Origin of the sequence: Pseudoalteromonas luteoviolacea (assembly GCF_000814765.1) — a bacterium.
GTDB classification, from domain to species: Bacteria; Pseudomonadota; Gammaproteobacteria; order Enterobacterales; family Alteromonadaceae; genus Pseudoalteromonas; species Pseudoalteromonas luteoviolacea_H.
Window position 1 is genome coordinate 249,435 of sequence record NZ_JWIC01000004.1, and the last position, 23,925, is coordinate 273,359.

A 23,925-nucleotide genomic window follows, 5' to 3' on the forward strand; every position below is an offset into this window, starting at 1 on the left:
TTTGTGTGTGGTTTTTCAGGTTTTATCTATAAACAAGATATAAGTTTGCCTTATCAAAAAGTACTAGAAGATATGGGGCAAGGGATATATTCTCGTGGGCCAGATAGTGGCGGTATATGGTTTGATGAAAGTGTGGGTATTGGCTTGTCTCATCGAAGACTCGCAATTCAAGATTTATCACCTGCTGGTCATCAACCAATGATTTCTGATTCAGAGCGTTATGTATTGGTTTTTAATGGCGAAATATATAATCATTTGGATATCAGAGCTTCTTTAAATGCTGAGGCAAAAGAAGAGTTGATTTGGAAGGGTCACTCCGATACTGAAACATTGCTTCGTGGCGTAGAAGCTTGGGGATTGGAAGAAACTTTGCGTCAATCTGTCGGCATGTTTGCGATAGCGTTGTGGGATAGAGAAGCAAAAACATTACAGCTAGCCCGCGACCGATTCGGTGAAAAGCCTTTATATTACTCTGAACAGAACGATATGTTTATTTTTGGCTCTGAGTTAAAGTCTTTCAGAGCTCACCCAAAGTTTATTGCAGACATTTCTAGGGATTCAATGACCTTATTATTAAGGCATAACTGTATTCCTGCTCCTTACTCAATTTATAACAATGTTTATAAATTGATGCCTGGAAAAATAGCGACCTACAGTGGTGAGGGTGTATCTCAAACGACGTATTGGGATCCTGAAAAGTCATTTAATAATCAAACAAGAGATAAATCGATAGAAGATCTTGAAGCGACGCTTAAAGCAGCCGTAAAAAGACAAATGTTGTCAGATGTACCTCTAGGCGCATTTTTATCGGGAGGGATAGATTCTTCTTTGATCGTGAGCCTAATGCAAGAGCAATCAGATAAACCGATAAAGACTTTTTCTATTGGCTTTGAAGATAAGGCATTTAATGAAGCTGAATTTGCAAAAGAAGTGGCAAACCATTTAAAAACAGAACATACGGAAGTATACGTTTCGCCAGAGGAAGCCCTGTCAGTAATAGATAAACTGGCAGACATTTATGACGAGCCATTTTCTGACTCATCTCAAATTCCTACATACTTAGTTGCAAATAAAGCCAGAGAATATGTCACGGTAGCACTGTCCGGTGATGCGGGCGATGAGTTATTTTGCGGTTATAACCGATATATCTATACCGATAAAGTATGGTCAAAACTCAGTAAAATCCCGCTTCCTCTTCGCCAACTTGGAAGTAAGCTAGTGTCATCTATTTCTGAACGAGTTTGGGATAAAGTAGGAAGTGCACTGCCTGCTAAAGCGAAAATGTCAAACTTCGGTGCGAAAATGCACAAAGCGTCTGATGTGTTGGGGTGCAAAAATGCGGATGAGTTATATATCAACTTAACCTCACATTGGAAAAACCCGGAACAAGTCATATTGGGCAGTCGTGAACCGGCTACAGTTGTGTCTGATCTAAGTGCCCACCCTAAAGTTGATTCATCAGTAGAAAAGATGATGGCTTTAGATACTTTGTCTTATATGACCGATGACATACTTGTAAAGGTAGATAGGGCTGCGATGGCAAACTCGTTGGAGACGCGAGTACCATTTTTAGATCATACTGTTTTTGAAATGGCATGGCGTCTTCCTTTAAATGAGAAATTAAAAGACGGCGTGTCAAAATCTTGCTTGAGAGAGATTTTATACAAGTATGTTCCAAAAGACTTGATCGAAAGGCCTAAATCGGGTTTTGCTATTCCGTTAGCACAGTGGCTTCAAGGTCCGCTTGTTGAATGGGCTGATAAACTGCTCGATAAGGATAGATTGATACAAGAAGGGTATTTTAATGCAGATATTGTCTCAGAAATGTGGCAAGAGCATCGCTCTGGCAAAAAAAATCATCAATATCATTTGTGGGATATCTTGATGTTCCAACTTTGGCTTGAGAAGAACCACTGATGAAAAAAAAGTTACTCTTTATTGTAAATGTTGATTGGTTCTTTATATCCCATCGTTTACCAATCGCTCTAAAAGCAATAAAAAACGGATATGAAGTGCATATCGCGTGTGGCATTACAGACAGACAAAAAGAGTTAGAGGGGTATGGAATTTGCGTGCACCCTCTACCTATATCAAGAAGTGGAACAAACATACTGCAAGAGCTAAAAGTAATCACAGCGCTCAACGGTATAGTCAAAAAGGTTTCTCCGGATGTAGCACACATGGTGACAATCAAAGGTGCTATTTATGGCGGCTTAGTGACACGCTTTCAAAAGGTTGCTCGACGTGTGGCGTCGATATCCGGTTTAGGTTTTGTTTTTATTGATGATTCGTTTAAGGCAAAGGTACTTAGGTTTTTTGTCACTAAGTTGTATAATTTGGCTTGTGGCAATGAGATAAAAGTCATTTTTCAAAACAAAAATGATAAGTCTATCTTTCTAGAAAATAATATCATCACCGAAGAGCAGAGTATTTTAATACGAGGTTCTGGTGTCTGTTTAGAGACGTTCAAAATGTCCCCAGAACCGGATTTTTTGAAACAACAGAAAGTCGTTATGTTTTTAGCGAGGCTGCTTAAAGACAAAGGCGTCGGTGAGTTTTGTGAGGCGGCAAAGCAGTTACAAAATGAATGCGATGCGCGATTTGTACTGGTGGGCGATGTCGATCCTGGAAACCCTAATTCATTATCAGAAAAAGAACTTACTGAGCTCGTTGATTCTGGGCTTGTTGAGCATTGGGGGTATTCAAAAAATGTTGAACAGGTTATCCCTCGTTGTCATATAATGGTGTTACCTTCGTATAGAGAGGGTCTGCCTAAGAGTTTAATTGAAGCTGCGGCTTGCGGGAGAGCTGTGATAACGACAGATGTACCTGGATGTAGAGACGCAATTGAACCTAATGTAAGTGGTTTACTAGTCAACAGTAAAAATGTAGAAGACTTAGCTTCTAGCATCGCCTCTTTATTAGAGAGTGATGAGCGTAGAGCTGAATTTGGCAGAGCTGGTAGAAAACTAGCAGAGCGTTGTTTTGATATAAATAGTGTCGTACAGACCCACATGAATATATATGAGGGAAATTCATGAAGTTACTGATCACTGGTTACTCAGGGTTTGTTGGTGGGGTTCTAACAGAAAGTTTAGCAGAGTTAGGGACCTATGAACTTAATTTGCTGGGTAGGAAATCGTCAAATTTAGGAGACGTTTTTCATCATAGCCTCGATGCTGACTCCGATTATAGTGAGGCACTTGATGGGGTCGAAACAGTTGTACACTGTGCTGCTCGCGTTCATGTTATGCAAGACAAAGCACTGGACCCGTTAGCAGAGTTTAGGGCTGTTAATACACAAGGAACTTTAAACCTAGCCCGTCAGGCTGCACAATTGGGCGTAAAGCGTTTTGTTTTTGTGAGCTCAATTAAAGTGAATGGTGAGAGTACGACCGATAAACCTGCCTTTTGCGCAAGTGATAAACCGATGCCGGAGGACCCATACGGACTGTCTAAAGCCGAGGCGGAGGCGCAACTACTTCGCTTAGGACAAGAAACAGGTATGGACATAGTCATCATCCGGCCGCCACTTGTATATGGGCAGGGTGTAAAAGCCAATTTTGCTTCGTTAATGCGCTTTGTGGCAAAGGGGCTTCCTTTGCCGTTTAGAGCAATTAGAAACAATAGACGAAGTCTGGTATCAGTTTATAATTTGGTGGATTTAATAAAGGTTTGTTTGGTACATCCTCTCGCGGCCAATAAGACATTTTTAGTAAGTGATGATCAGGACTTATCTACTGCGGAAATGGTCGCGCTCATGGCCCGTGTACAAAATAAAAAAAATATTGCTATACCTGTGCCTGTATTCTTATTTAGAATTGCAGCTGCTGTATTAAAAAAACAAGATGTCGTTGATAGGTTAACTGGTTCGTTGCAGTTAGATATTACCGAGACTAAAAATACGCTTGATTGGACGCCGCCCTATTCGGTTGAAGATGGCTTTAAATTGGCCGCTAAAAAATAATTACTGAGATAAAAATGATTCGCATACTTGATTTTCTATTTGCTTTTTTTGGTTTGCTCTTTGCCTTCCCGTTTTTGCTAATTTTATTTGTAGTTGGCTTGTTTGATACGGGGTCGCCTATCTTCACTCAAGAGCGCGTCGGCAGAAATAAAAAACCGTTTATATTGGTCAAGTTTAGGACTATGAAAGTGGATACTGCTTCTGTTGCTAGTCATTTAGCCAGTGCGTCTTCGATAACTGCTTTTGGCGGATTTTTGCGAAGAACTAAGTTGGATGAGTTGCCACAACTTTGGAATGTGCTTAAAGGTGAAATGAGCTTAGTAGGTCCACGCCCAGGTTTGTTCAACCAAACTGATTTAACGCACGCTAGAGAAGCAAAAAAGGTGTTTGATGTCAGACCAGGGATCACCGGCTTATCTCAAGTGAATGAAATAGATATGTCCACACCTGAACTGTTAGCAAAAACAGATAGAGAAATGATAGACACCATGTCGTTATCAAATTATTTTAAGTATATTTTTATGACTGTCGCAGGTAAAGGCAGTGGAGATCGTGTAAAATAAACATTTTACAGAGTTGCAAGGAAATGGTTTAACTAAGATGTTACTCAACGCTCAAAAAGGAATAGTGGCAATGAGAAAAAGCTAAATAGTGACTAACGAAAAGTTAGTCTTCCATGACAGTTTTTAAATATTTGTGTATATTTATACGTTATAACCAGATTACTACATCGTGTATTGGATGTTGTTTAATTAAGGATTTACAGTGGATAGTTTATTCCGTTCTTTGCTAAGTACCTCACGGGCAAAAAAGCGCCTGTTCACTTTACTGATAGACTCTGTTTTTGTATTTAGTGCATTTTGGTTAGCTTTGGTTGTCAGGTTAGACAGTCTAGCACCGTTTACAGAGGCTAAAAATTGGCTGTTGCTTGCGTTATTGCTACCTGTGAGTTTATTCGTATTTATCAATTTGGGTCTATATAGGGCCGTTTTGCGATATGTTGGAGCGCATGCTATTGGTGCCATAGTCATTGGTACTATTGTCAGTACAGTGGTGTTAGTCATGGCTGCCTTCTTTTTGCAAATTAACATTCCAAGAACAATGCCTCTTATTTACGCTTGGTTAGTTATCTTATCTGTTGGTGGTGCTCGGATCATGGTACGTTCAATGGTTGGGCGTATCGGCTCGGTAAATAAAATACCAGTAGTGATTTATGGTGCAGGTGACGCAGGCAGGCAGCTTGCGACAGCATTGACTGCTGGTCCAGATTACTATGTATCAGCATTTATTGATGATGATAAAAGCAAGCACCACTCTGTCATTCAAGGGATTTCAGTCTCCGGATTTGAGATGCTGTTCAATTTGATTGATAGAGGCAAGGTGAGAAAAATTTTATTGGCACTACCAAGTACATCTAGAGCTCGACGTAAAGAAGTATTGGCTAAACTGGAAAAGCTTCCTGTAGAAGTGCTGACAATTCCTGGCATGGCTGATGTTGTCGAGGGAAAAGCAAGCTTATCTGAAATTAAGGATGTAGAGGTTGAAGACCTGTTAGGTCGAGACCCTGTTGACCCTGAACCAAAGCTAATGGCATCGAACATTAAGGGTAAGTCAGTTATGGTTACCGGTGCTGGTGGATCTATCGGTTCAGAGCTGTGCAGACAAATTATTAATCAAAAGCCAGAAAAACTAATTTTATTTGAAATATCAGAGTTTGCACTTTACTCAATAGAGAAAGAGCTTTCTGAAAGTATTTCGACAAAAGAACTAAATATTGAGTTGATACCTATTATGGGCTCAGTCCAAAGGGTCAATAGAATTGAAACATGCATGAAAGCATTCGGGGTACAAACCGTATACCATGCGGCGGCGTATAAGCATGTTCCACTTGTAGAGCACAATGTAGTCGAAGGTATTCGCAACAACGTGTTTGGCACTTATTACACAGCAAAAGCAGCCATCAATGCTGGAGTGGAAACATTTGTTCTGGTCTCAACAGATAAAGCTGTACGACCAACTAATGTTATGGGAGCCACCAAAAGAATGGCTGAACTTGTATTACAAGGTTTAGCACAGGATTATACTAGGCTCACACATAAAACACGTTTCTGTATGGTGAGGTTTGGTAATGTCTTGGGGTCTTCTGGCTCGGTTGTACCTTTGTTTAGAAGACAGATAAAAGAAGGTGGCCCAATTACACTGACTCACTACGATATCACTCGGTTTTTTATGACGATTCCTGAAGCCGCTCAGTTGGTTATACAAGCTGGTGCCATGGGCAAAGGCGGAGATGTGTTTGTACTCGATATGGGTGAGTCCGTTAAGATAAGAGACTTAGCAATAAAGATGGTACATTTATCCGGGTTGGAAATCAAAAGCGAAGCCAATCCTCATGGTGATATAGAGATAAAATGTACCGGGTTACGTCCAGGCGAAAAGTTGTATGAAGAGTTGTTAATTGGTGACAATGTTGAAGATACATCACATAAAAGGATAATGACTGCGAATGAAGTTATGATGCCATTATCTGAACTCATTAACTTCCTAGATAGGCTAGATACAGCTTGTCACGACTTCGATCATGAAGTAATCAGACAGTTATTGCTCGATGCACCAACAGGCTTTAATCCAACAGATGGTATTTGTGACCTGGTGTGGAATGCGAAAAAAGAGCTACAACATGTTGATGAAAGAAAAGTCGTCAGCTTTAAGTAATCGTCAATTTTAGCCCTTCGACTCGGTAGCGTGTCGAAGGGATTTAACCCTTTCAAACACAAGGTTCAATAAGGGGCTGCCAACTTACTTCTCCTGCTCCTTTAAGTACTTACATTGTCACTTATGCATGATATAGTACCTGCGAATTTGGAAATAATAAGCTTCGACAGTGGACTTCATGCATGTATAAACTTCCTATTGTATTTTTGAGTAGTGGTATTTTATTTTCGCCAAATGTGTTGGCGGATAATCATATTGAAAAATCGATCTCTTTTGCCGGGTATACAGGCTTAATAAATACCCCTAATGCGGAAGTCCTCGATCGAGGTATGATAGACTTTTCTTATAACTCGCAGTTAGACTACTTTGGTGAGAGTTATGAGCAAGGGCATAATTTTACCTTCTCTGCTGGGATATGGGATAACCTTGAAGTAAACGGTATGATTGCCTCAAGTACGATGCATGATAATATGTTTATTATCCCTGAAAATGAACGTCTTCAGCTGAGGGATTTATCGTTTAATTTTAAATACCAAATTCCTTTTATTCCCAAAGACTGGTTTAACCTTGCGATTGGTTCGCGTGATGTAGGTGGGGCTGCGAATACTTATGGTACACATTATCTAGCGGCCTCGAAGCAGTGGGGAAGTTTTAGATTTTCTGCCGGAGTCGCGAGTAGCGACAGAATCACATCGCAAATGGATGGTGTGTTTGCTGGCGTTGAATGGCAAGCATTATCTTGGTTATCATTGCAGTCTGAGTTTGATGCAGATGCGGTTAATGCTGCAGTAAGGGTAACTGTACCTAAAGAATGGTTGTATGATTTAGGCACATTGAGCTTCATGGGCCGTGTGTATAGCAGCACTGATTATTCAGAAGACGATGTATATTGGGGCGTTAATTTTTCAAAGCCGCTGTCAGGCTTATCTCGTTCTCATCATAAAGTCGAAGCAGCACCAGAACCTACTCAAAATATGAGTCGCTCAAAACGACCTGAACGGGATCCAGAGGTCGCGAGTTTCAAGACAGGCACAAACGAAACTGCGGCAGCGGCTTCGAGTCTAGTAGAAAACAAAACGGCTACATCCAGCAAAATTGAGCTCAACCAATTAGTAAGAGAACTAAGACACAAGCTCATAGCCGATGGGTTTGAGGGGGTACGAGTTGGTTTTAATGCATACCCTCACATTATCGTATCATTTGAAAACCCAGTGTTTAATCAAAATGACATTGATGCTTTTGGTCTTGTTGCTGGTCGAATTGCCGAGTTATCTGCGGCGCACAATGCAAAATTTACGATTCAGTTGAGGAAGAAGGGCATACCTACCATGGCGATATCTGGTGATGCTCAAACTTACATTGCATTTCTCAATGGTCAAGGCTCACCGAAGTTAAATGTGAAACTGGGACGTATGCACTCTGTGGGGGGCGTTGCTTGGGTTGGACTTGAAGATAGCAATACATATGCATTTAGGCCTAGAGTAACGCTTTCACCAGCTCTGAGCTCTGCGTATGCGTCTGAGCTGGGTGTTTATGATTACTCTCTAGCTTTAAAAGCTGATATCGATGTTCCTCTTTGGAAAGGGGCTGGTGTCCATATATCCGCACAATCGGTAGTACATGAAACGGATGATTATAAAAGTGGTGGTGTATTCAGCAACTTTAGTAAGCAAGATGGCTTGGAGAGGGCGGTTGCATACCAAACATTTGAACTACCTTATGGATTTTATAACTTAACTCAGGTTGGTAAGTTCAAAGAGTTTCATGACTACACAGGGATCACCAATGAGACTGCGTGGATCAGTCCAGAGGGTCGCCATAAGCTAACCCATTATTATGGGTATTTTGAGTATGATGACTACAGTGCTGACAGGGATATTCAAACGTTTGATTACCAATATAATTGGGTTGAGCAGGATATTAGTTTTAATGTGACCGTTGGCGAATTTTGGCGCAGAGACAAGGGCGTAAAAGTAGAGACTAAGTTTTGGTACGGCGATAGTTATTTATCTATTTATGCTCTGGATACCGATGTACAAGTAGCCGGGATCTCATTTAGTATTCCGTTATCTAAACGAAAGAGCATGAACGTTTCTAAGTTTGGTCAGGTGAAAGGCGACCATGCATGGAGACACGGAGTAAGCACGCGCATCGGCGAGTCTTCGAATGCACTTGTTTATCAAAAAGGGTATGTACCAAAATCAAATATTAATTTAGATCGCCTTTACTTCAATCAAGGTCGCTTATCTGTAGATTATGTGTTTGAAAATATTGATAGGATGCGAGAAGCTTATAACACTTATAAGTAGCGAATGACTTTACATAATTGTTAGTAGAGATTGAAAAAGCAATAAGCTTGATGTGATTTGTCCGTCTGATCTCTACCACCCCCATTTGGCGTTTTAAGCATATCTGTATGAAAATCTTAAAACGCTTACTACTCTACTTTTCCATCGCACGTCTCAAAGCAAGTTTATATATCCTGTTGTTGATAATGAAAAAGGTGTCCCTTTACGCAGTATGTCACTTATGAAGGCTGAAACCAAACTTCCCGTATTTGATGCTTAAAAGGTGCCAACATACCATTGTGAGTGTGGGTAATCCGGTTGACCAGAAATAATGTTTTCTTAGTTAGATGGTATTCAATGATGGAAGTCAATGTAAGTAACGAAGAGGATCAGCAAGCGCTACTTAGCTAGGCAATGTGACATAGAGGGTGGAATAGGAGTGGCGCAGGTCTAAAGGTCGATATCCTTAATATATTGATATCCATATATTGGCAGTCATTGTCCTGAAAGGCTCAGACATCATGGTAACGCTACTCATTGGAAAAAAGGCACTCAGTGGGGGAGGTGTCAATTTATTAATAAAAAAGCCGCGATTGATCGCGGCTTTAATTTCAGTTTACTTTTATTAATTAGTTACCGCCGGTAACGCCAGTAACTTCATCAAATTGACAGTTGCTACGTCCAACATTGAACGATACAGCTTCACCTGCTGCAGCCGTGAATGTAGGAACAGTTAGTGATGCATCACCAACATCAACACCGACTGGAATTACTGATACTTCGTATGTCGCACCAGAAACAAGGCCTGTTAGTGCGTAAGTACCGTTTGTCTCAGCAGCGATTAGAGGTGCTTTACCTGCCTGGTTATAACGAACTAATGCACCAGTGAACGCTAGTTGCGTGTCAGGCTGGTCTGTGTTGCTACATGAGTATGTTAGGCTGAAGTCTTGATTAACGTATGTAACAGGTGCATCTAACGCGATTGTGATATCAGCTGCTGTTGCGCTGCTATTACAAAGTTGAACATTTGACGCAGTGCCCCAAACGTTGCCGTTGGCATCTGATACTTCAACGTTAACTGTTGCTGATGAAGTAATGCCTGCTGCGCCCGCTGTACCTTGAGCGTATAGTACACCAGATGCAGAGTTAACAATCTTAGTCTTGTCTAGAGCGCTAGAAACGATCTTCAAGTTTAGACCAGAAGCTGGCACTGCATCACCAGTGAATGCGTAAGATACTTCTTCAGAACAGCCGGTTACTGTTTCAACAGGAACGAAGCTTGAGAAGTGAGTTGTTTCAAAGCTTGCTGGGAAAACTGTACCAGACTTAGCAGCAACCACTGCTTGTGAGTCTAGTTTGCTCCAAGTCGCTTTTGTTTCGTCGTATGAGTAGACGTCAAATGCATCATTTTGAGCTAGGTTTGAACCGTCAGCTTTTGTATATGTTTCTGGGAAGTTAGTGGTTAAAGTAACAGCTTCAGAAAGCGATTTAACCGCTGTATCACCAGCAGAAATATTTACTGTAATGATACCAGCAGGTACTAATACATTTGTCGTGTTGCCAGCGTTTAGACCCGCTGGAATAATGCTTGCAGCGCTTGCTTTACCAGCTTCAGCACTTAAATCAGCTGTTGCTACTTCTACTGATACAGCGCCTGAAATAGCGTTGCCGTCAGCATCTTGTAGAGTAACAGTCGTTGGGATATCCAGCTTCGCGCCACCATTTGTTGAGTTTGCTTCAACAGATAGAGCTTCAGCTAGTTTACCGTCTGTAGTTGCTAAGTCTGCTTGAGATGCAACCGCTAGGCTTGCTTTGCTTACTAGGTTTACTGCAACATTAACAGCATTGTCGTCGCCGCTTAGGTCAACAATCGCTGAGCCTTCAAGGTAATCAGCTGCTGAAACAGCTAAAGTGATAGATGAAACACCATCTTTTGTCTTGAACGCAAATGCGCCATCAGTAGACGTTTGTGATGAAATATCCGCACCGTCTAAATCAGTTACGTTTGTTGAAGCTGCACCGCTTTCAAAGAACGTGATAGTTGCGTTATCAACTACATCACCTGATGCACTGTCAGTAACAGTCACAGAAACGTAAGAAGAAAGTGCTGCTGGAGTATCTGGAGTAGGAACTTTAGTGGTTTCTTCGCCTGGATCTGGCGGAGTGACTACAACGTCGTTGTCATTATCGCTGAAACAACCTGTTAAACCAACTGTTAGACCCAATGCAAGGGCAAGTTTAGTTAGCTTCAAATTTTTATTTCCCATGATTTTTACCTTTTCCTTTAAATACAAGTAAACTGAGAGTTATAACCAATTGGTGCAGATGTAAGAAAGCCTTGCCCTGCATGCAAATTAGTGAATTAGAGAATAAGCGTACATTAAATGTTCGTCAAGTGAACTGACCTAACTTTATCCAAAAATTCACGTTTAATAATAACACACTGATCTAAAATTGGGATCTGATCTGACCAATGTTAATAAAATAATAATATTCAGAAATTACAGCTGTGAAAATCCATCTACGAATTCGTGTAATGCTGCCAGATCCACAGGCTTTAAACCTGAGTTTGTTCTCTCTATTAAGCCCTTTTGCACTAATTCGCTTACCACGCGTCTATAAGCGCGTTCAGTGGTTGCAAATCGTTCTGCTTCAGCACTGACTGTTGAATAAGCTCGGAGCAATGTAGAGTGTTTATCCTCTGCGCGTAATAAACAGTCCTTGGCAATATTGTAGCTCAACGGAAGTAACAATTTGTCTAGGTTTATTTTTTGGTTCTCGGTAAACTTTGCTGCAATAGTTTGCGCAGTGTATAAACTTAAGTCTGGCTGTTCTAATAGCAATTGACGCCAGTGCTTAAGTTCAATTAAATTGTACTGTACGTCACTTAAACAGGTGACCGTATAGATACAAGGTTGATTATTGAGTGCTTCTATTTCACCGATTAAGGTATTGTTACAGTCCAATTGCCCAAGTAATAGTCGCCTACCATTACCCACATCATAGCTGAATGACACAGTACCACTTCTGACCAAGATCAATTTGCTGAGCGGTTCATCCTGATGGATCAGTATTTCTTTTTTTCTGTGCTGAAAACTATTTCCTGCAAAACTGAGTAATTGCTCGACCAAGGTGGTTGAAAAGTGATATTGGAACATCTGGTTAGCTCTCGGACAATTGTCCTATTTATTAAATTAGTATAAAGATAGCATGAACTGAGTTATTCAAAGCTATACACGTTGTTTCTTTTAAGACTTTATTCTCGCTTATCCTTGACTAAGTGAATTAATTACTCCAAGAGTTGAGTGTGAACTAAACTATTCATATCTCTTGTAATTAATGGAGCAAGTGTGTAGAAAATCGCCCTACATCTGCGCATAATAGGCTCAAATGTAGTCTGTTATTATCCCTAAAAATGACTTGAATATCGTTTTAGCCGCCAATGCTAACCTAACTACGAGGAGAGAACAAATGACTTGGGAATATTTAGGCTATCTAGCTTCCGTCTTTTTGGTTGTTTCTCTTATGATGACTAATGTCTCTAAGTTGCGCTGGTTCAATTTAGCAGGCTGTATTTGCTTTACCGTTTACGGTGTAATGATAAGTGCTTGGCCAGTGGTATTGACCAATGGTTTGCTCGCATTGGTCAACATCTATCATTTGTTTAAGTTAGCCAAATCTGACAATTAGTCGCGTTTGTATTTAAGTTTGCCAGCAATCCACGTTTGCTCTACTTTTATATCATGTAGTTGAGTATTTTCGACCGTAAAATAGTCACGGTCGATTAAAATAAAATCGGCCCATTTTCCGTGTTCTAGACTACCTAATTTAAATTCTTGAAATGCAGCATATGCGGCGTCTAATGTGAAAGCTCTCAATGCTTGTTGTTTTGTCAGGCGCTCTGAGTGTCTCCAACCATCTTTTGGTTGTTGCGTTTTATCCATCCTAGTGACAGCGGCATATAAACCATCAAACGGGTTTGCGAGTTCAACAGGAAAGTCAGAGCCGGCAGCCACCTTGATATTGTGCTTTAAAAATGTCTGCCATGCATAAGCACCTGTTAATTGAGAGTTTCTCAAACGCTTCTCTGCCATATGCATATCTGACGTGGCATGGACTGGTTGCATTGACGGAATAATCTTTAACTGTTTGAAGCGAGGAATATCCTGCATATCGACAATTTGTGCATGTTCAATTCTGTTTCTCAGTAGTTGTCCACCTGTATCTTTAAAAACGCTCTGGTAGCTGTCCAAAACGATTCGATTTGCACGGTCACCAATGGCGTGTGTGTGTGCGCTGAATCCATGTTTTACACTCATGCGAATCAAAGACTCGAGCACCGGTTGTTGCTCAAGCATCAAACCTCGATGACCAGGTCTATCTTTGTAGTCTGTTAAGAGTGCCGCTCCTCGACTACCGAGCGCGCCATCGGCATAAATTTTAACGCTGCGGATGGTTAAATAATCGGTTTGCTCTTTGACGATACCGGCTTTGAGCATCTCCTCTAGGTTTGGATCTGAGGCGCTTAACATGGCATAAATTCTTAAAGGCATGGACTGTTGCTGTGCTCTGCGCTTATATAATTGCCATGTGTCGGCATCAATACCCGCATCATGCACAGATGTAATTCCTAAACCGAGTAAATGTTTAGCTGCTTTATCCAGTGCGCCATTTAATTGTATAGGCGTGCGTTTGGGTACTTTACGTAATATCAGTTGCTCGGCTTTATCAATAAAGACACCGCTTGGTTGTCTATTGGCTAAACGCAGGATTTCTCCGCCGTCTGGAGATATGGTCTGTCTAGTCACCTGTGCTAATTTCATTGCTTTCGAATTCACCCAGATAGCATGCCCATCAACTCGGGTTAAAACAACTGGCCTATCAGACACATACTTGTCTAGATCATGTGCTGTTGGAAATTGATTGGGAGACCACTTAGTCTGGTCCCAGCCTCTCCCGATAAGCCAACCAGACGGATTTTCTTTGGCATAGCTTTTTAGCGATTCGCCTACCTCTGCTACTGACTTTGCGTGGCGAAGGTCAAGGCGGGACAAATTTTCACCAAGGCCAATGACATGTCCATGGGCATCGATTAGGCCTGGCAACATGGTTAATCCTTTACCATCGACTGTGGTAGACTGAGGGTATTGCTTGATGGTCTCATTGTCTCCGATTTTGACTACTTTGCCATCCTTAATGACGAGAGTAGAAAACTGTTCAATCCCCCCTGCGCGGGTTGGGGTGTATCCATTCACATTGTGGACTACTGTGAACTGAGCATGGGCGCAGTGGCTAAAGAGACATAAGCAAAGTAGCAAGCGTTTTTTCACGGAGATGCCTTTATTTTTATATTTATGATATTTACAAATTAATTATTTTTAATTTGATATCAAGTTTTAACGTTAATTTACAGGCTTACGTTCTGCGTAGCTACAATGATGTCAAAAATAAAGTTAATCTTCTTTATCGGCTTTAATGGCGATTTTGATGGCAATAATAACAATGGCAAACATTAAAAAAGGCAGTGCAGCAAGGCTGTACTCTGCCCAGTGGTTATTTTGATAGCTGGGCTGCAGAATAAAATGTCCCCCAATGCATAGCGCAATGCTGATCAACAACAAGGGAAGCATTATTAATTCCTTTTTGTAATTAGACTTTTTCATTGTCACCTCCGAATACCAGTATACATCGCATGCTTCTGTCGAGCTTGACATTGATCATAGTTCATCACAGGGGAGTTGAGGCAATCAATATGAATACGATGGTAGCGCCCTTGAAATATATTCTATTGATCTGTTTGTTTAGTATTCAATTTTCATTGCGCGTGGTATAAAAAATGTCTGTAAAAGATCTTTGGATGTATGTGTGATGGCTAACAAAAAAGTCATTGTTATTAAATTAGGCACTAGTGTACTGACGGCTGGCGGCATATTACTCAATAAACCAAGGCTGGTTGAAATTGCAAGTCAGTGTGTTGAATTGAGAGCCGCAGGATGGCAGGTCATTCTCGTTTCAAGCGGCGCCGTGGCAGCAGGTCGAGCGGCACTGGATCAAGATGTTGGAAATTCGATTGCGGAAAAGCAAATGTTAGCTGCTATTGGACAGGGTCAGCTCATTCATTTATGGCAAAGCTTGTTCTCAATTTTCGATGTATCCGTCGCGCAATTATTGTTGACGCGTGCTGATGTCGAGGACAGAGCGCGCTATTTGAACGCGAGAGATACGCTCACTCAGCTGCTGCGTCACGATGTGGTCCCTATTATTAATGAGAATGATGCGGTGGCAACAAGTGAAATTAAGGTGGGAGATAACGATAATCTATCTGCAATGGTCGCAATTTTAGCAAATGCAGACAGGCTTCTTTTATTGACTGATCAGTCAGGTTTGTTCACTGCAGACCCACGACAAAACCCCGATGCACGTTTAATAGAAACGGTTGACGAAATCGATGAGCAGATCATGGCGATCGCAGGTGGCGCTGGATCGTCACTGGGCACAGGGGGAATGGCGACGAAATTACAAGCTGCTCAAATTGCTCAACGGGCAGGCATTGAAACAGTCATTGCCAAAGGCAGTGAACCAAGTGTTATTGTCAACATTCATTCAGGTTTGGCTAAAAGTACCAAGTTCATTCGCTTTGATGCCCCCCTTGATGGACGTAAAAAGTGGCTACTTTCAGGGCCGAGGTGCAGTGGCGCGCTGTTTTGTGATGAAGGGGCAATTAGTGCCGTGTGCTCGCAAGGGGCGAGCTTATTAGCGAAGGGCATTACAGACTTAAGCGGTCAATTTCAACGCGGTGATCTAATAGAGCTTAAGAGCAGTCAAGGTAGGGTCATTGCCAAAGGGTTAGTGGCATTTGATAGTCAAGAGTTGCAAAAAATTAAGGGGCTGCATAGTACCGAGATAAGTGAAGCATTAGGTTACCAAGGCGCCAATGTGGTTATTCACAGAGATGATCTTGTATTACTAGAACACGTTGCAACCTAACTAAGAGGGTCTAAGCTATACAATGTGAGGGTGTTGGGAGAGTTGAGTGTGGACATATCACCATGCGGACATGAATTTGCAATCAGCTTATTGCAAATGCGCAGTGAAAATAGCTTGTATAGTCGTATCCAGCAAATCCTCACAGAGTTACTCCCAGCGATACCCATGGCGATGTATTTAGCGCCAAGCCTATCTGAAAAGGAGCGCTTGAAGTTATTAGCCTTATCATCTGCAGACACCCCACCAGATCTTGAATATCTCATAGCCAGAGCAGAGACCTTAAAAAATCAAAACATTCTACGGGGGGAAAATCATGTATGCATTGTATTGAGAAGTAATAAGGCGGTAATGGGGCTATTATGGATTGGTGAGAAGTTACCTACAGCGCGTAGCTTTTTAATAGCGCATTTGACAAATGTGTTTTATCACCAGCTCAATACACTGGCTTTGAGTCGCATAGATCCTTTAACGCAGTTACTCAATCGACAGACCTTCGACGACAAGGTGATCGAAATTACGACCGGTGAAGGGTTTGTGATTGAAAGAGAGCAGCAAGGAGTGAGAAAATGGTTCTTGGCGTTGTTTGACATTGATCACTTTAAGGTGGTTAACGATAATTTTGGTCATGTGATTGGTGATGAAGTACTGTTGTTGGTTGCCCAGCAATTGAAAGATAACTTCCGCGCTGAAGATTTCGTTTTTCGGTACGGTGGAGAAGAATTTGCAGTATTGTTTCAAGCGCATGACAGAGAAGAAGCAAAATCATTACTTAATCGCATCAGGCAAGTTATTGAGCGATTTAACTTCCCCCAAGTACAGCACTTAACCATTAGTATTGGTTATACAATTTTAGAAGAGATAGCACAGGTTTCTGAATTGGTACATGAGGCAGACCTTGCCTTGTATTACGCAAAGAAACATGGCCGGAACCAAGTTATTGACTTTGATGAACTTGGTATTGCCGGACAAGCCAAAGCAGAAACAGATATTGAGCTATTTTAGTTTTCTATGGTGTGCGTACTCGCAGTAATCATGATAAACAACGACCGATTAAGAAGCATACTTTTATAGGAACTTTTGCGCGTAAGTTGTGCAGCTTTGTGGTATTCTAGCCCCGATTTTGACTGGGAGAATATTCATGAAACTGATCCGTTGGTTGCTTGGTCGCCTTATCTTATTATTTGACTTTGTTTTTACGCCAAGAAGTAAAAAGCGTTCGGCGCAAGCACAGCAACAACTCGATTCTATCACGCAAAACCTGAAGCTATATCAGTTTAAGGCTTGCCCTTTTTGTGTCAAAGTGAGACGCGCAGCAAAACGTGAAGGCTTAAAGCTAGAAACACGTGATGCAAAAAGCAATGCGACTTATCGTCAAGAGTTGCACGAACAGGGCGGAAAAGTAAAAGTACCTTGCCTGAGAATTGAAGAACAAGGCCAAGTAACTTGGCTTTATGAGTCAAGTGATATTGTGAACTACCTTCAAAGGTTAGAACGTTCAGCCTAAGCACGGTCAATATGTTAGCTATTTTCCCTATGCTAAGGCTGTGCTAGCATTCCATTTATTATTTTAAGTAACGAATTTAAGAGACATATCATGACAATCCGTACACGTGTTGCGCCCTCTCCGACAGGTGATCCGCATTTAGGTACTGCTTATATAGCGCTATTTAACTACTGCTTTGCTAAGCAACAAGGTGGTGAATTTGTATTGCGTATCGAAGATACCGATCAGGTTAGAAGCACGCCAGAATCAGAGCAGGCTATCATGGATAGCTTACGTTGGTTAGGTCTTAACTGGGACCACGGTCCGGATGTAGGCGGTGAGTTTGGTCCATACCGTCAGTCAGAGCGCACAGAGTTATATCAAAAGTTTGCTCATCAGCTAGTTGAAGAAGGCAAAGCGTTTTACTGTTTTGCAACCGCAGAAGAGCTTGATCAAATGCGTGAAGAACAAATGGCTGAAGGTCTTCGTCCTAAATATGATGGTCGTGGTCTACGTTTAAGCAAAGAAGAAATTCAAGCAAATTTAGACGCAGGCAAACCTTACGTTATCCGCATGACAATTCCAGAGGAAGGCACGTTTAAGTTTAACGATTACCTTCGTGGTGAGATTGAGATCCCTTGGGAAAACGTAGACATGCAAGTATTGTTGAAAGCGGATGGCTTCCCAACTTACTTCATGGCGAACGTCGTGGATGATCATCATATGCAGATCAGCCATATTTTCCGTGGTGAAGAGTGGATCAACTCTGCACCTAAGCTGTTAAAACTGTATGAAGATCTTGGTTGGGAAGCGCCTGTATTAGGTCACTTACCTCTACTACGCAACCCAGATAAATCTAAACTGTCAAAGCGTAAGAACCCGACTTCTATCAACTATTACAAAGAAATGGGCTTCTTACCTGAGGCTGTGCTTAACTACTTAGGCCGCATGGGCTGGTCAATGCCTGATGAGCGTGAAAAGTTCACATTGGCTGAGATGATCGAACATTTTGATATGAAACGTGTATCACTAGGTGGACCGGTATTCGATGTCGATAAGTTAAGCTGGTTAAACGGTTTGTGGATCCGTGAAAACTTATCTGATGAAGAATTGATCCAGCGCTTTGTTGATTGGAAATTCAATGCGCAGACGCTGGCTCGAGTGCTGCCTGAAGCAAAAGCACGTATTAATACGTTATCAGATCTGGTCGACCTTGCTGGTCACTTTGTTGGTGGCATACCAAGTTATGACCCAGCGTTATTAACTGCTGGTAAAGCAGATGATGCGGTGATCACCCAAGCACTTCAATTCTTTATTTGGGAATTGGAAAAGCTTCGCAGCTGGAATAAGTCTGAGATCTTTGCGATTGCGAAAAGTGTTGCGACGTTCCATGAATTAAAGATCAAAGAATTCTTGGAGCCGATTTTTGTCGCAATCACCGGTAAGACGTCGTCAACATCTGTTGTGGATGCGATGGAAGTACTGGGCTCAGATCTTTCTCGTGCACGTCTACGTGTGGCGCTTAACCACATCGGCGTGTCAAAGAAACAGGCTAAAAAGCTAGAAAAGGCATACCGAGAGTATCCAACAATCGGCTAACCTGTGATGCATGGTAAGTGTCTTACTTACCATGCACTTCTGTGACCATCAGCTGATCAAGCAGTTGTTTTAGCTCGATGAGTTTTTCTACCGGCATCTCAGTTTGTTTTAGCATTTGAGAGGGGATACAAGCACATACACTCTCTAAGCTTTTACCTTGCTCAGTCAGATACACATAACATTGCCTTTCATCTTCACTGTCCCTTTGACGTGTTACTAATCCATTTTGCTCTAGTCTCTTTAGCAAAGGGGTTAGCGTATTACTCTTGAGCTGTGCTCGCTCCCCAATGTCTTTGACTAACATGCCCTCTTTCTGCCATAGGATCAGCAGTACAATGTACTGTGGATAGGTTAAGTTATGCTGTTTCAGCATGGGCTGATATAAGCGTGTAATGTGTCTTGAAGCGGCATATAAGCTAAAACAAAGCTGATTGTCTAAGTTCAATTCAGGGTGCTTGTCGCTCATAAAGTGTGCCCAAGCGCATTGATGATATCTGCTTTGATTTTTTCAGGCTTCGTCGTAGGCGCATAACGTTTAAGAGGTTGCCCATCTTTGCCAATTAAAAACTTGGTAAAGTTCCACTTGATGTTGTTGGTTAATATCCCTGGTAGTGCTGATTTGAGATATTGATAAAGCGGATGTGCCTGAGCGCCATTGACTTCAATTTTTTCCATCATGGTAAAGTCGACGCCGTAATTGATTAAGCAACCTTGTTGGATCTCTGATGCACTGCCAGGTTCTTGTTTACCAAATTGATTACATGGGAAACCGATGATCTCAAGCCCTTCAGCGTGCAGTTCTTTATGAAGCTGTTGAAGCCCTTCATATTGCGGTGTCAAACCACATTGACTCGCCGTATTCACGACAAGGACAACTTTTCCTTTTAAATTTGAAAAGTCATAGGTTTGGCCTTGTAGAGTATTGGCTGTAAATTCGTAAAGCATTTATATCTCCAGTGATTTAATCGTGCACGATTTAAATATTAGATTAGACTTACGCTGATCGCAATAGAAAAGATCACTTAATGTGTGCAAGTAAAAAGTCGATCAGGAGCCGAACACGCAGTGGCATTAAGTCTTTTCGGGGGTAAACAAGCCAACTGGCATTGTCATTGACCTGATAATCGTCAAGTAATGAGACGAGCTCACCATTTGCAAGACTTTGCTCGGCAATGTCTTCAGCTAGATGGGCGATCCCAAGTCCTGAACGACAAGCATGGAGGATTGCTTGTGGGTTATTACTCCGCCAATTGCCAGAGACTTTGATCTCATCGATGCCTTCATCACCAAGGAATCGCCAACGATTGGAAATCGCTATAAGACAATTATGCTGGGGCAAATCTTGTGGCGATCCTAAAGTAGGCGCTTTTGCCAAATAGTCAGGGCTTGCTAGTAATTTCATACAGCGTGTACTGAGCTTACGGGCAATGAGCCTAGAGTCTTGCAGGCGGCCAAAACGAATTGCCAAATCAAAGCCATCTTCGACTAAATCGACATTGCGTGCATTGAAGTCTAGATGCACGTCGACCTCTGGATAAAGTTGGCAAAAATTGACAATGACAGGGGCAACCCGGTTTGCAACGAAGTCGCCTGCACCTGTGATTCTGATAGGACCTTTAGGGGTATGCTGGACACCTTGTAGTTCATTGTTAGCATCTAATAATGCGTGTTGTATGTCTTTCAATTTGGCTGAATAGGCAAGACCTTCTTCAGTCAGTTTTATACTGCGAGTCGTACGCTGCAATAGGACAGTGCCCAGCCTAGATTCTAACTGCTGTATTTGACGGCTAACATGGGAGGTGGACACATCCAAAGCATTGGCTGCTTTGCTAAAACTACCATGCTCTACAACCGCTAAAAAAATATCTAACCCTTGCCACATACCTTGTATCACCTGTGCAAATATGAAAGTTAATAATACTTCATTATTGCATGTGTGCAAAAGTGAATTGTCTTTTGAATAATGATCTTCGTTCAGCATGCCATTAAACTGTCTCTGAATTAAATAATATACCGTCATTGCAGGAGCAGTTATGCTTAACTTTAATTTTTACAACCCGACTGAGATCTTTTTTGGTGAAGGACAGGTAGCTGAAATAGCCAAGGCTATCCCCAGTGAAGCAAAAGTATTGGTGGTTTATGGCGGAGGCAGCATTCATAAAAATGGTATTTATGAGCAAGTCAGTGCCGCTTTGAGCGAGTTGAACTGGGGCGAGTTTGCTGGTATAGAGCCTAACCCAACTTACCAGACTTGTATGCAAGCGGTGGAAAAAATTAAGGCTGAAGAGTTTAACTATATTCTTGCTGTAGGTGGCGGTTCAGTAATTGATGGCAGTAAATTCACCGCTGCGGCTGCCAACTTTGAAGGTGAGCCTTGGGACATCTTGAGTAAAGGCGCAGAAGTCAAATCAGCATTGCCAATTGGTGTGGTATTAACCCTACCTGCAACAGGCTCAGAATCAAACAGTTTTAGCGTAGTGTCAAACAGCGAAACGCATGACAAACTGCCGTTTGCTTCAATCCTTGTTCAACCAAAGTTTGCAGTACTGGATCCAAAAGTAATGGAAACGCTCCCTACGAGACAATTGACCAATGGCGTGGTTGACGCATTTGTTCACACAATGGAGCAATACCTGACGTATCCTGTTGATGCGAAGGTACAAGATCGCTTTGCTGAAGGTTTATTGATGACGTTGATGGAAGAGGGGCCAAAGCTGCTGTCAGATGACGTGGATTATAAAGTACGCGCCAATGTGATGTGGTCGGCAACCATGGCGCTCAATGGATTAATTGGTGCGGGCGTGCCACAGGATTGGGCAACGCACATGATTGGCCACGAGATCACCGCGGTGTATGGTTTGGATCATGCACAGACGCTTGCCATTATTTTACCAAGAATGATGTCAGAGCAAAAAGAACAAAAGCGAGTGAAATTACTACAATACGCAGAGCGTGTTTTAGGGCTCGATACATCTGATGAAGCGCAAGCAATCGCATCGGCAATTGAATTAACAGAGCAGTTCTTCCACCGCGTTGATATGAAGACACGTTTAAGTGATTATGGCGTTGGCGAAGAGGCGGTAGATAAGCTCACGGCTCAATTGGAGCGCCATGGTATGACAGCGCTGGGTGAACAACAGGCTGTTACATTGGATAAAAGCCGCCAGATCATTATGGCGAGCTTGTAAGCGATTAGGCTGAGTTGGGCGTCAAATCGGCGCCTTTATTCACAATAGTAATTTTTATTCCCTTACCTTTGTCCTGCCGCAAAATTTCTGCGTTTTATAACGCAAAACCATCGTTTTTGTTTATCCCCTCAGGTACTCTTTATAATCACACAAAAATAATAGGGGCAATTATGATCAAAGTGTGGGACGGATTTATTCGCGGGTTTCACTGGCTACTCGTCATAGGCATTGCTGTTTTATATGTATCAGGAGACGAAGGCTGGCTGGATCTGCACTTTGTGACTGGCTACGTGCTATTGGCTTTGATGGTCACACGAGTGGCGTGGGGTGTGTTTGGGAGTGACACAGCAAAACTGACAGCATTATTTCACCGTCCAAAATCGGTAGTTGAAGCACTTAAGCGTAAACGTGCTCATATTGGGCACAATCCAGCAGGCAGCATGATGGTGCTGTTTTTCTTTGTGGTCATCTTTGTTCAGCTGATATCCGGGTTAATGACCACGGATGACATTTTGATGGATGGACCGCTAGTGCGCTATGTCAGTTATGATTGGGTCGAGCTCGCGGGCAGTATTCATAAGATTAATATTGATATTTTGCTCGTCGGTATCGGTGTGCATATCCTAGCCATTGGGCTTTATCGTATTAAGGGCATTAATTTACTGAGCACATTACTGACTGGTAAAATGAGGTCATCAGATAACGCTCCGACCATAAAAAACGGTTTATGGGCGTACGTTATTTTTATTCTGGTTGCGAGTGGTATTTTGATCTTATGGGGAGCTGAGCCACTGAGCGCGCTATTGTAGTTTTAGTATTATCGTTCGTCTTGCTATGACAATCTCTTGGTGAGCCTGTCCTCATAACGTGTTTTGTAGCATGCATAAAAAGTGCTGGCGACATCAAAAGTTACAACATATAGCATAGAGATATGACCTCTCTATGCTTATTTTCTGCTAATATAGCGCGATTTTCATGCAAGAAAGAAGTTAACTATGCTTACACCTTATTACCAACAAGAAACCAATAAACTCGTGATCAACCGTGAACAAGGCAGTCAATTTGCAAAGCAAGTCGCTGATGACTTTAACCCTTTGCACGATATTGATGCAAAGAAGTTTTGTGTTCCTGGTGACTTACTGTTTTCATTGGTCCTTGATAAGTATGGTGTGAGTGAAAACATGCACTTTACCTTTGCTGGTATGGTGGATGAAACATCAGTGTTAGAGTTTCCTGAAGGCAGTGATGAGTTTGACATCATTTCAAATGGCAAAACCATGTTGTCAGTGAAGCGTTCAGGCCAAAGCAAGCAGTGCACTCAACTCGTAGAAAGTTTAATTAAGAACTATGTCGCCTTTTCTGGTAAAGCTTTCCCACATGTGATCATTCCGTTAATGGGTCAGCAAGAAGTGATGATAAACCCAGCCCGCCCTATGGTTATCTATGAGTCTATGTCAATTCATTTGGATACATTGGACATTGAAGAGATCACACTGGAAGCTGCAACGCCAGAGTTCAGCTATGAAGGTAAACGTGGCAAGATTATTCTTCGCTTTGAACTATTAAGTAATGGTGAAAAAGTGGGCTTTGGTGAAAAGCACATGCTGGTATCTGGTATTAAAGCATACTGCCAGCAGGCAATCGATGATTTGATTGCCTATTACAATGAGCGAAAAGTCACATTAAAGTAAGTAAAGA

21 protein-coding genes are annotated in these 23,925 nt (G+C 41.9%); 14 read left to right on the forward strand and 7 right to left on the reverse strand.

Annotated features, from left to right (window positions below; all coding sequences use genetic code 11):
- The first annotated feature begins 3 nt into the window (after positions 1–3).
- From asnB to JF50_RS04245, 6 genes are all read left to right on the forward strand, one after another.
- Complete coding sequence (gene asnB, locus JF50_RS04220; RefSeq protein WP_039608252.1) at positions 4–1,917, forward strand: asparagine synthase (glutamine-hydrolyzing); 1,914 nt, start codon at positions 4–6, stop codon at positions 1,915–1,917.
- Positions 1,917–3,041, forward strand: coding sequence for a glycosyltransferase family 4 protein (locus JF50_RS04225; RefSeq protein ID WP_039608253.1), 1,125 nt, complete (start codon positions 1,917–1,919; stop codon positions 3,039–3,041). Before asnB ends, JF50_RS04225 begins: the two co-directional genes overlap by 1 nt.
- Positions 3,038–3,967, forward strand: a complete 930-nt coding sequence (locus JF50_RS04230; protein ID WP_039608254.1) for a UDP-glucose 4-epimerase family protein — start codon at positions 3,038–3,040, stop codon at positions 3,965–3,967. Before JF50_RS04225 ends, JF50_RS04230 begins: the two co-directional genes overlap by 4 nt.
- Positions 3,968–3,981: 14 nt before the next feature.
- Positions 3,982–4,530 (forward strand): sugar transferase, encoded by a 549-nt coding sequence (locus JF50_RS04235; RefSeq protein WP_039608255.1) that lies wholly within the window; start codon positions 3,982–3,984, stop codon positions 4,528–4,530.
- A 202-nt stretch (positions 4,531–4,732) separates the two neighbouring features.
- Positions 4,733–6,682, forward strand: coding sequence for a polysaccharide biosynthesis protein (locus tag JF50_RS04240; protein ID WP_039608256.1), 1,950 nt, complete (start codon positions 4,733–4,735; stop codon positions 6,680–6,682).
- Between the two features lie 182 nt (positions 6,683–6,864).
- Positions 6,865–8,991, forward strand: coding sequence for a YjbH domain-containing protein (locus tag JF50_RS04245; protein ID WP_039608257.1), 2,127 nt, complete (start codon positions 6,865–6,867; stop codon positions 8,989–8,991).
- A gap of 608 nt (positions 8,992–9,599) precedes the next feature.
- Here the strand turns inward: JF50_RS04245 and JF50_RS04250 are convergent.
- The gene (locus tag JF50_RS04250) at positions 9,600–11,237 is read right to left on the reverse strand and encodes a hypothetical protein (RefSeq protein ID WP_039608258.1); all 1,638 of its coding nucleotides are present in this window, start codon (positions 11,235–11,237) and stop codon (positions 9,600–9,602) included.
- Between the two features lie 234 nt (positions 11,238–11,471).
- Entirely contained in the window at positions 11,472–12,128 is a 657-nt protein-coding gene (locus JF50_RS04255) for a Crp/Fnr family transcriptional regulator (protein WP_039608259.1), read from the reverse strand.
- A 313-nt stretch (positions 12,129–12,441) separates the two neighbouring features.
- On the opposite strand from JF50_RS04255, the gene JF50_RS04260 reads away from it, so the two are divergent.
- Positions 12,442–12,660 (forward strand): YgjV family protein, encoded by a 219-nt coding sequence (locus JF50_RS04260; RefSeq protein WP_039608260.1) that lies wholly within the window; start codon positions 12,442–12,444, stop codon positions 12,658–12,660.
- Here JF50_RS04260 and JF50_RS04265 read toward each other — a convergent pair.
- On the reverse strand, positions 12,657–14,300 hold the full coding sequence (locus tag JF50_RS04265) for an amidohydrolase (RefSeq protein WP_039608261.1): 1,644 nt from the start codon (positions 14,298–14,300) through the stop codon (positions 12,657–12,659). The two genes, JF50_RS04260 and JF50_RS04265, sit on opposite strands and share 4 nt — an antisense overlap.
- Positions 14,301–14,423: 123 nt before the next feature.
- Positions 14,424–14,633, reverse strand: coding sequence for a hypothetical protein (locus tag JF50_RS04270; RefSeq protein ID WP_039608262.1), 210 nt, complete (start codon positions 14,631–14,633; stop codon positions 14,424–14,426).
- A gap of 205 nt (positions 14,634–14,838) precedes the next feature.
- Here JF50_RS04270 and proB point away from each other — a divergent pair, with 205 nt between their 5' ends.
- The 4 genes from proB (at position 14,839) to gltX (ending at position 19,039) form a co-directional block, all read left to right on the forward strand.
- Entirely contained in the window at positions 14,839–15,957 is a 1,119-nt protein-coding gene (gene proB / locus JF50_RS04275; protein WP_039608263.1) for a glutamate 5-kinase, read from the forward strand.
- Positions 15,958–16,005: 48 nt separating this feature from the next.
- The gene (locus JF50_RS04280) at positions 16,006–16,959 is read left to right on the forward strand and encodes a GGDEF domain-containing protein (protein ID WP_152614456.1); all 954 of its coding nucleotides are present in this window, start codon (positions 16,006–16,008) and stop codon (positions 16,957–16,959) included.
- Between the two features lie 136 nt (positions 16,960–17,095).
- Complete coding sequence (locus tag JF50_RS04285) at positions 17,096–17,461, forward strand: glutaredoxin family protein (protein ID WP_039608264.1); 366 nt, start codon at positions 17,096–17,098, stop codon at positions 17,459–17,461.
- A gap of 90 nt (positions 17,462–17,551) precedes the next feature.
- The gene (gene gltX, locus JF50_RS04290; RefSeq protein ID WP_039608265.1) at positions 17,552–19,039 is read left to right on the forward strand and encodes a glutamate--tRNA ligase; all 1,488 of its coding nucleotides are present in this window, start codon (positions 17,552–17,554) and stop codon (positions 19,037–19,039) included.
- Between the two features lie 22 nt (positions 19,040–19,061).
- On the opposite strand, the gene JF50_RS04295 is transcribed toward gltX, so the two are convergent.
- The 3 genes from JF50_RS04295 to JF50_RS04305 form a co-directional block, all read right to left on the reverse strand.
- Positions 19,062–19,505 carry a MarR family winged helix-turn-helix transcriptional regulator gene (locus JF50_RS04295; protein WP_039608266.1) on the reverse strand — a complete coding sequence of 148 codons (444 nt, stop codon included), beginning with the start codon at positions 19,503–19,505 and terminating at the stop codon, positions 19,062–19,064.
- Positions 19,502–19,984 (reverse strand): glutathione peroxidase, encoded by a 483-nt coding sequence (locus JF50_RS04300; protein ID WP_039608267.1) that lies wholly within the window; start codon positions 19,982–19,984, stop codon positions 19,502–19,504. Before JF50_RS04300 ends, JF50_RS04295 begins: the two co-directional genes overlap by 4 nt.
- Before the next feature lie 73 nt (positions 19,985–20,057).
- A complete protein-coding gene (locus JF50_RS04305; protein WP_235423396.1) occupies positions 20,058–21,059 on the reverse strand; it encodes a LysR family transcriptional regulator in 1,002 nt (333 codons plus the stop codon).
- A gap of 13 nt (positions 21,060–21,072) precedes the next feature.
- On the opposite strand from JF50_RS04305, the gene JF50_RS04310 reads away from it, so the two are divergent.
- The 3 genes from JF50_RS04310 (at position 21,073) to JF50_RS04320 (ending at position 23,918) form a co-directional block, all read left to right on the forward strand.
- On the forward strand, positions 21,073–22,227 hold the full coding sequence (locus JF50_RS04310) for an iron-containing alcohol dehydrogenase (protein WP_039608268.1): 1,155 nt from the start codon (positions 21,073–21,075) through the stop codon (positions 22,225–22,227).
- Between the two features lie 170 nt (positions 22,228–22,397).
- On the forward strand, positions 22,398–23,036 hold the full coding sequence (locus tag JF50_RS04315; protein WP_039608269.1) for a cytochrome b/b6 domain-containing protein: 639 nt from the start codon (positions 22,398–22,400) through the stop codon (positions 23,034–23,036).
- A gap of 186 nt (positions 23,037–23,222) precedes the next feature.
- Positions 23,223–23,918: a DUF3581 family protein gene (locus tag JF50_RS04320; RefSeq protein WP_039608270.1), complete on the forward strand. Its 696-nt coding sequence runs from the start codon at positions 23,223–23,225 to the stop codon at positions 23,916–23,918.
- The last annotated feature ends 7 nt before the right edge of the window (positions 23,919–23,925 follow it).

What these genes read in the sequence shown, in the direction of transcription:
- JF50_RS04225 (WP_039608253.1), top strand. Translation starts at nt 1,917, where the DNA reads ATGAAAAAAAAGTTACTCTTTATTGTAAATGTTGATTGGTTCTTTATA.
- JF50_RS04230 (WP_039608254.1), top strand. Translation starts at nt 3,038, where the DNA reads ATGAAGTTACTGATCACTGGTTACTCAGGGTTTGTTGGTGGGGTTCTA.
- JF50_RS04235 (WP_039608255.1), top strand. Translation starts at nt 3,982, where the DNA reads ATGATTCGCATACTTGATTTTCTATTTGCTTTTTTTGGTTTGCTCTTT.
- JF50_RS04245 (WP_039608257.1), top strand. Translation starts at nt 6,865, where the DNA reads ATGTATAAACTTCCTATTGTATTTTTGAGTAGTGGTATTTTATTTTCG.
- JF50_RS04250 (WP_039608258.1), bottom strand. Translation starts at nt 11,237, where the DNA reads ATGGGAAATAAAAATTTGAAGCTAACTAAACTTGCCCTTGCATTGGGT.
- JF50_RS04255 (WP_039608259.1), bottom strand. Translation starts at nt 12,128, where the DNA reads ATGTTCCAATATCACTTTTCAACCACCTTGGTCGAGCAATTACTCAGT.
- JF50_RS04260 (WP_039608260.1), top strand. Translation starts at nt 12,442, where the DNA reads ATGACTTGGGAATATTTAGGCTATCTAGCTTCCGTCTTTTTGGTTGTT.
- JF50_RS04270 (WP_039608262.1), bottom strand. Translation starts at nt 14,633, where the DNA reads ATGAAAAAGTCTAATTACAAAAAGGAATTAATAATGCTTCCCTTGTTG.
- proB (WP_039608263.1), top strand. Translation starts at nt 14,839, where the DNA reads ATGGCTAACAAAAAAGTCATTGTTATTAAATTAGGCACTAGTGTACTG.
- JF50_RS04285 (WP_039608264.1), top strand. Translation starts at nt 17,096, where the DNA reads ATGAAACTGATCCGTTGGTTGCTTGGTCGCCTTATCTTATTATTTGAC.
- gltX (WP_039608265.1), top strand. Translation starts at nt 17,552, where the DNA reads ATGACAATCCGTACACGTGTTGCGCCCTCTCCGACAGGTGATCCGCAT.
- JF50_RS04295 (WP_039608266.1), bottom strand. Translation starts at nt 19,505, where the DNA reads ATGAGCGACAAGCACCCTGAATTGAACTTAGACAATCAGCTTTGTTTT.
- JF50_RS04300 (WP_039608267.1), bottom strand. Translation starts at nt 19,984, where the DNA reads ATGCTTTACGAATTTACAGCCAATACTCTACAAGGCCAAACCTATGAC.
- JF50_RS04305 (WP_235423396.1), bottom strand. Translation starts at nt 21,059, where the DNA reads ATGACGGTATATTATTTAATTCAGAGACAGTTTAATGGCATGCTGAAC.
- JF50_RS04310 (WP_039608268.1), top strand. Translation starts at nt 21,073, where the DNA reads ATGCTTAACTTTAATTTTTACAACCCGACTGAGATCTTTTTTGGTGAA.
- JF50_RS04315 (WP_039608269.1), top strand. Translation starts at nt 22,398, where the DNA reads ATGATCAAAGTGTGGGACGGATTTATTCGCGGGTTTCACTGGCTACTC.
- JF50_RS04320 (WP_039608270.1), top strand. Translation starts at nt 23,223, where the DNA reads ATGCTTACACCTTATTACCAACAAGAAACCAATAAACTCGTGATCAAC.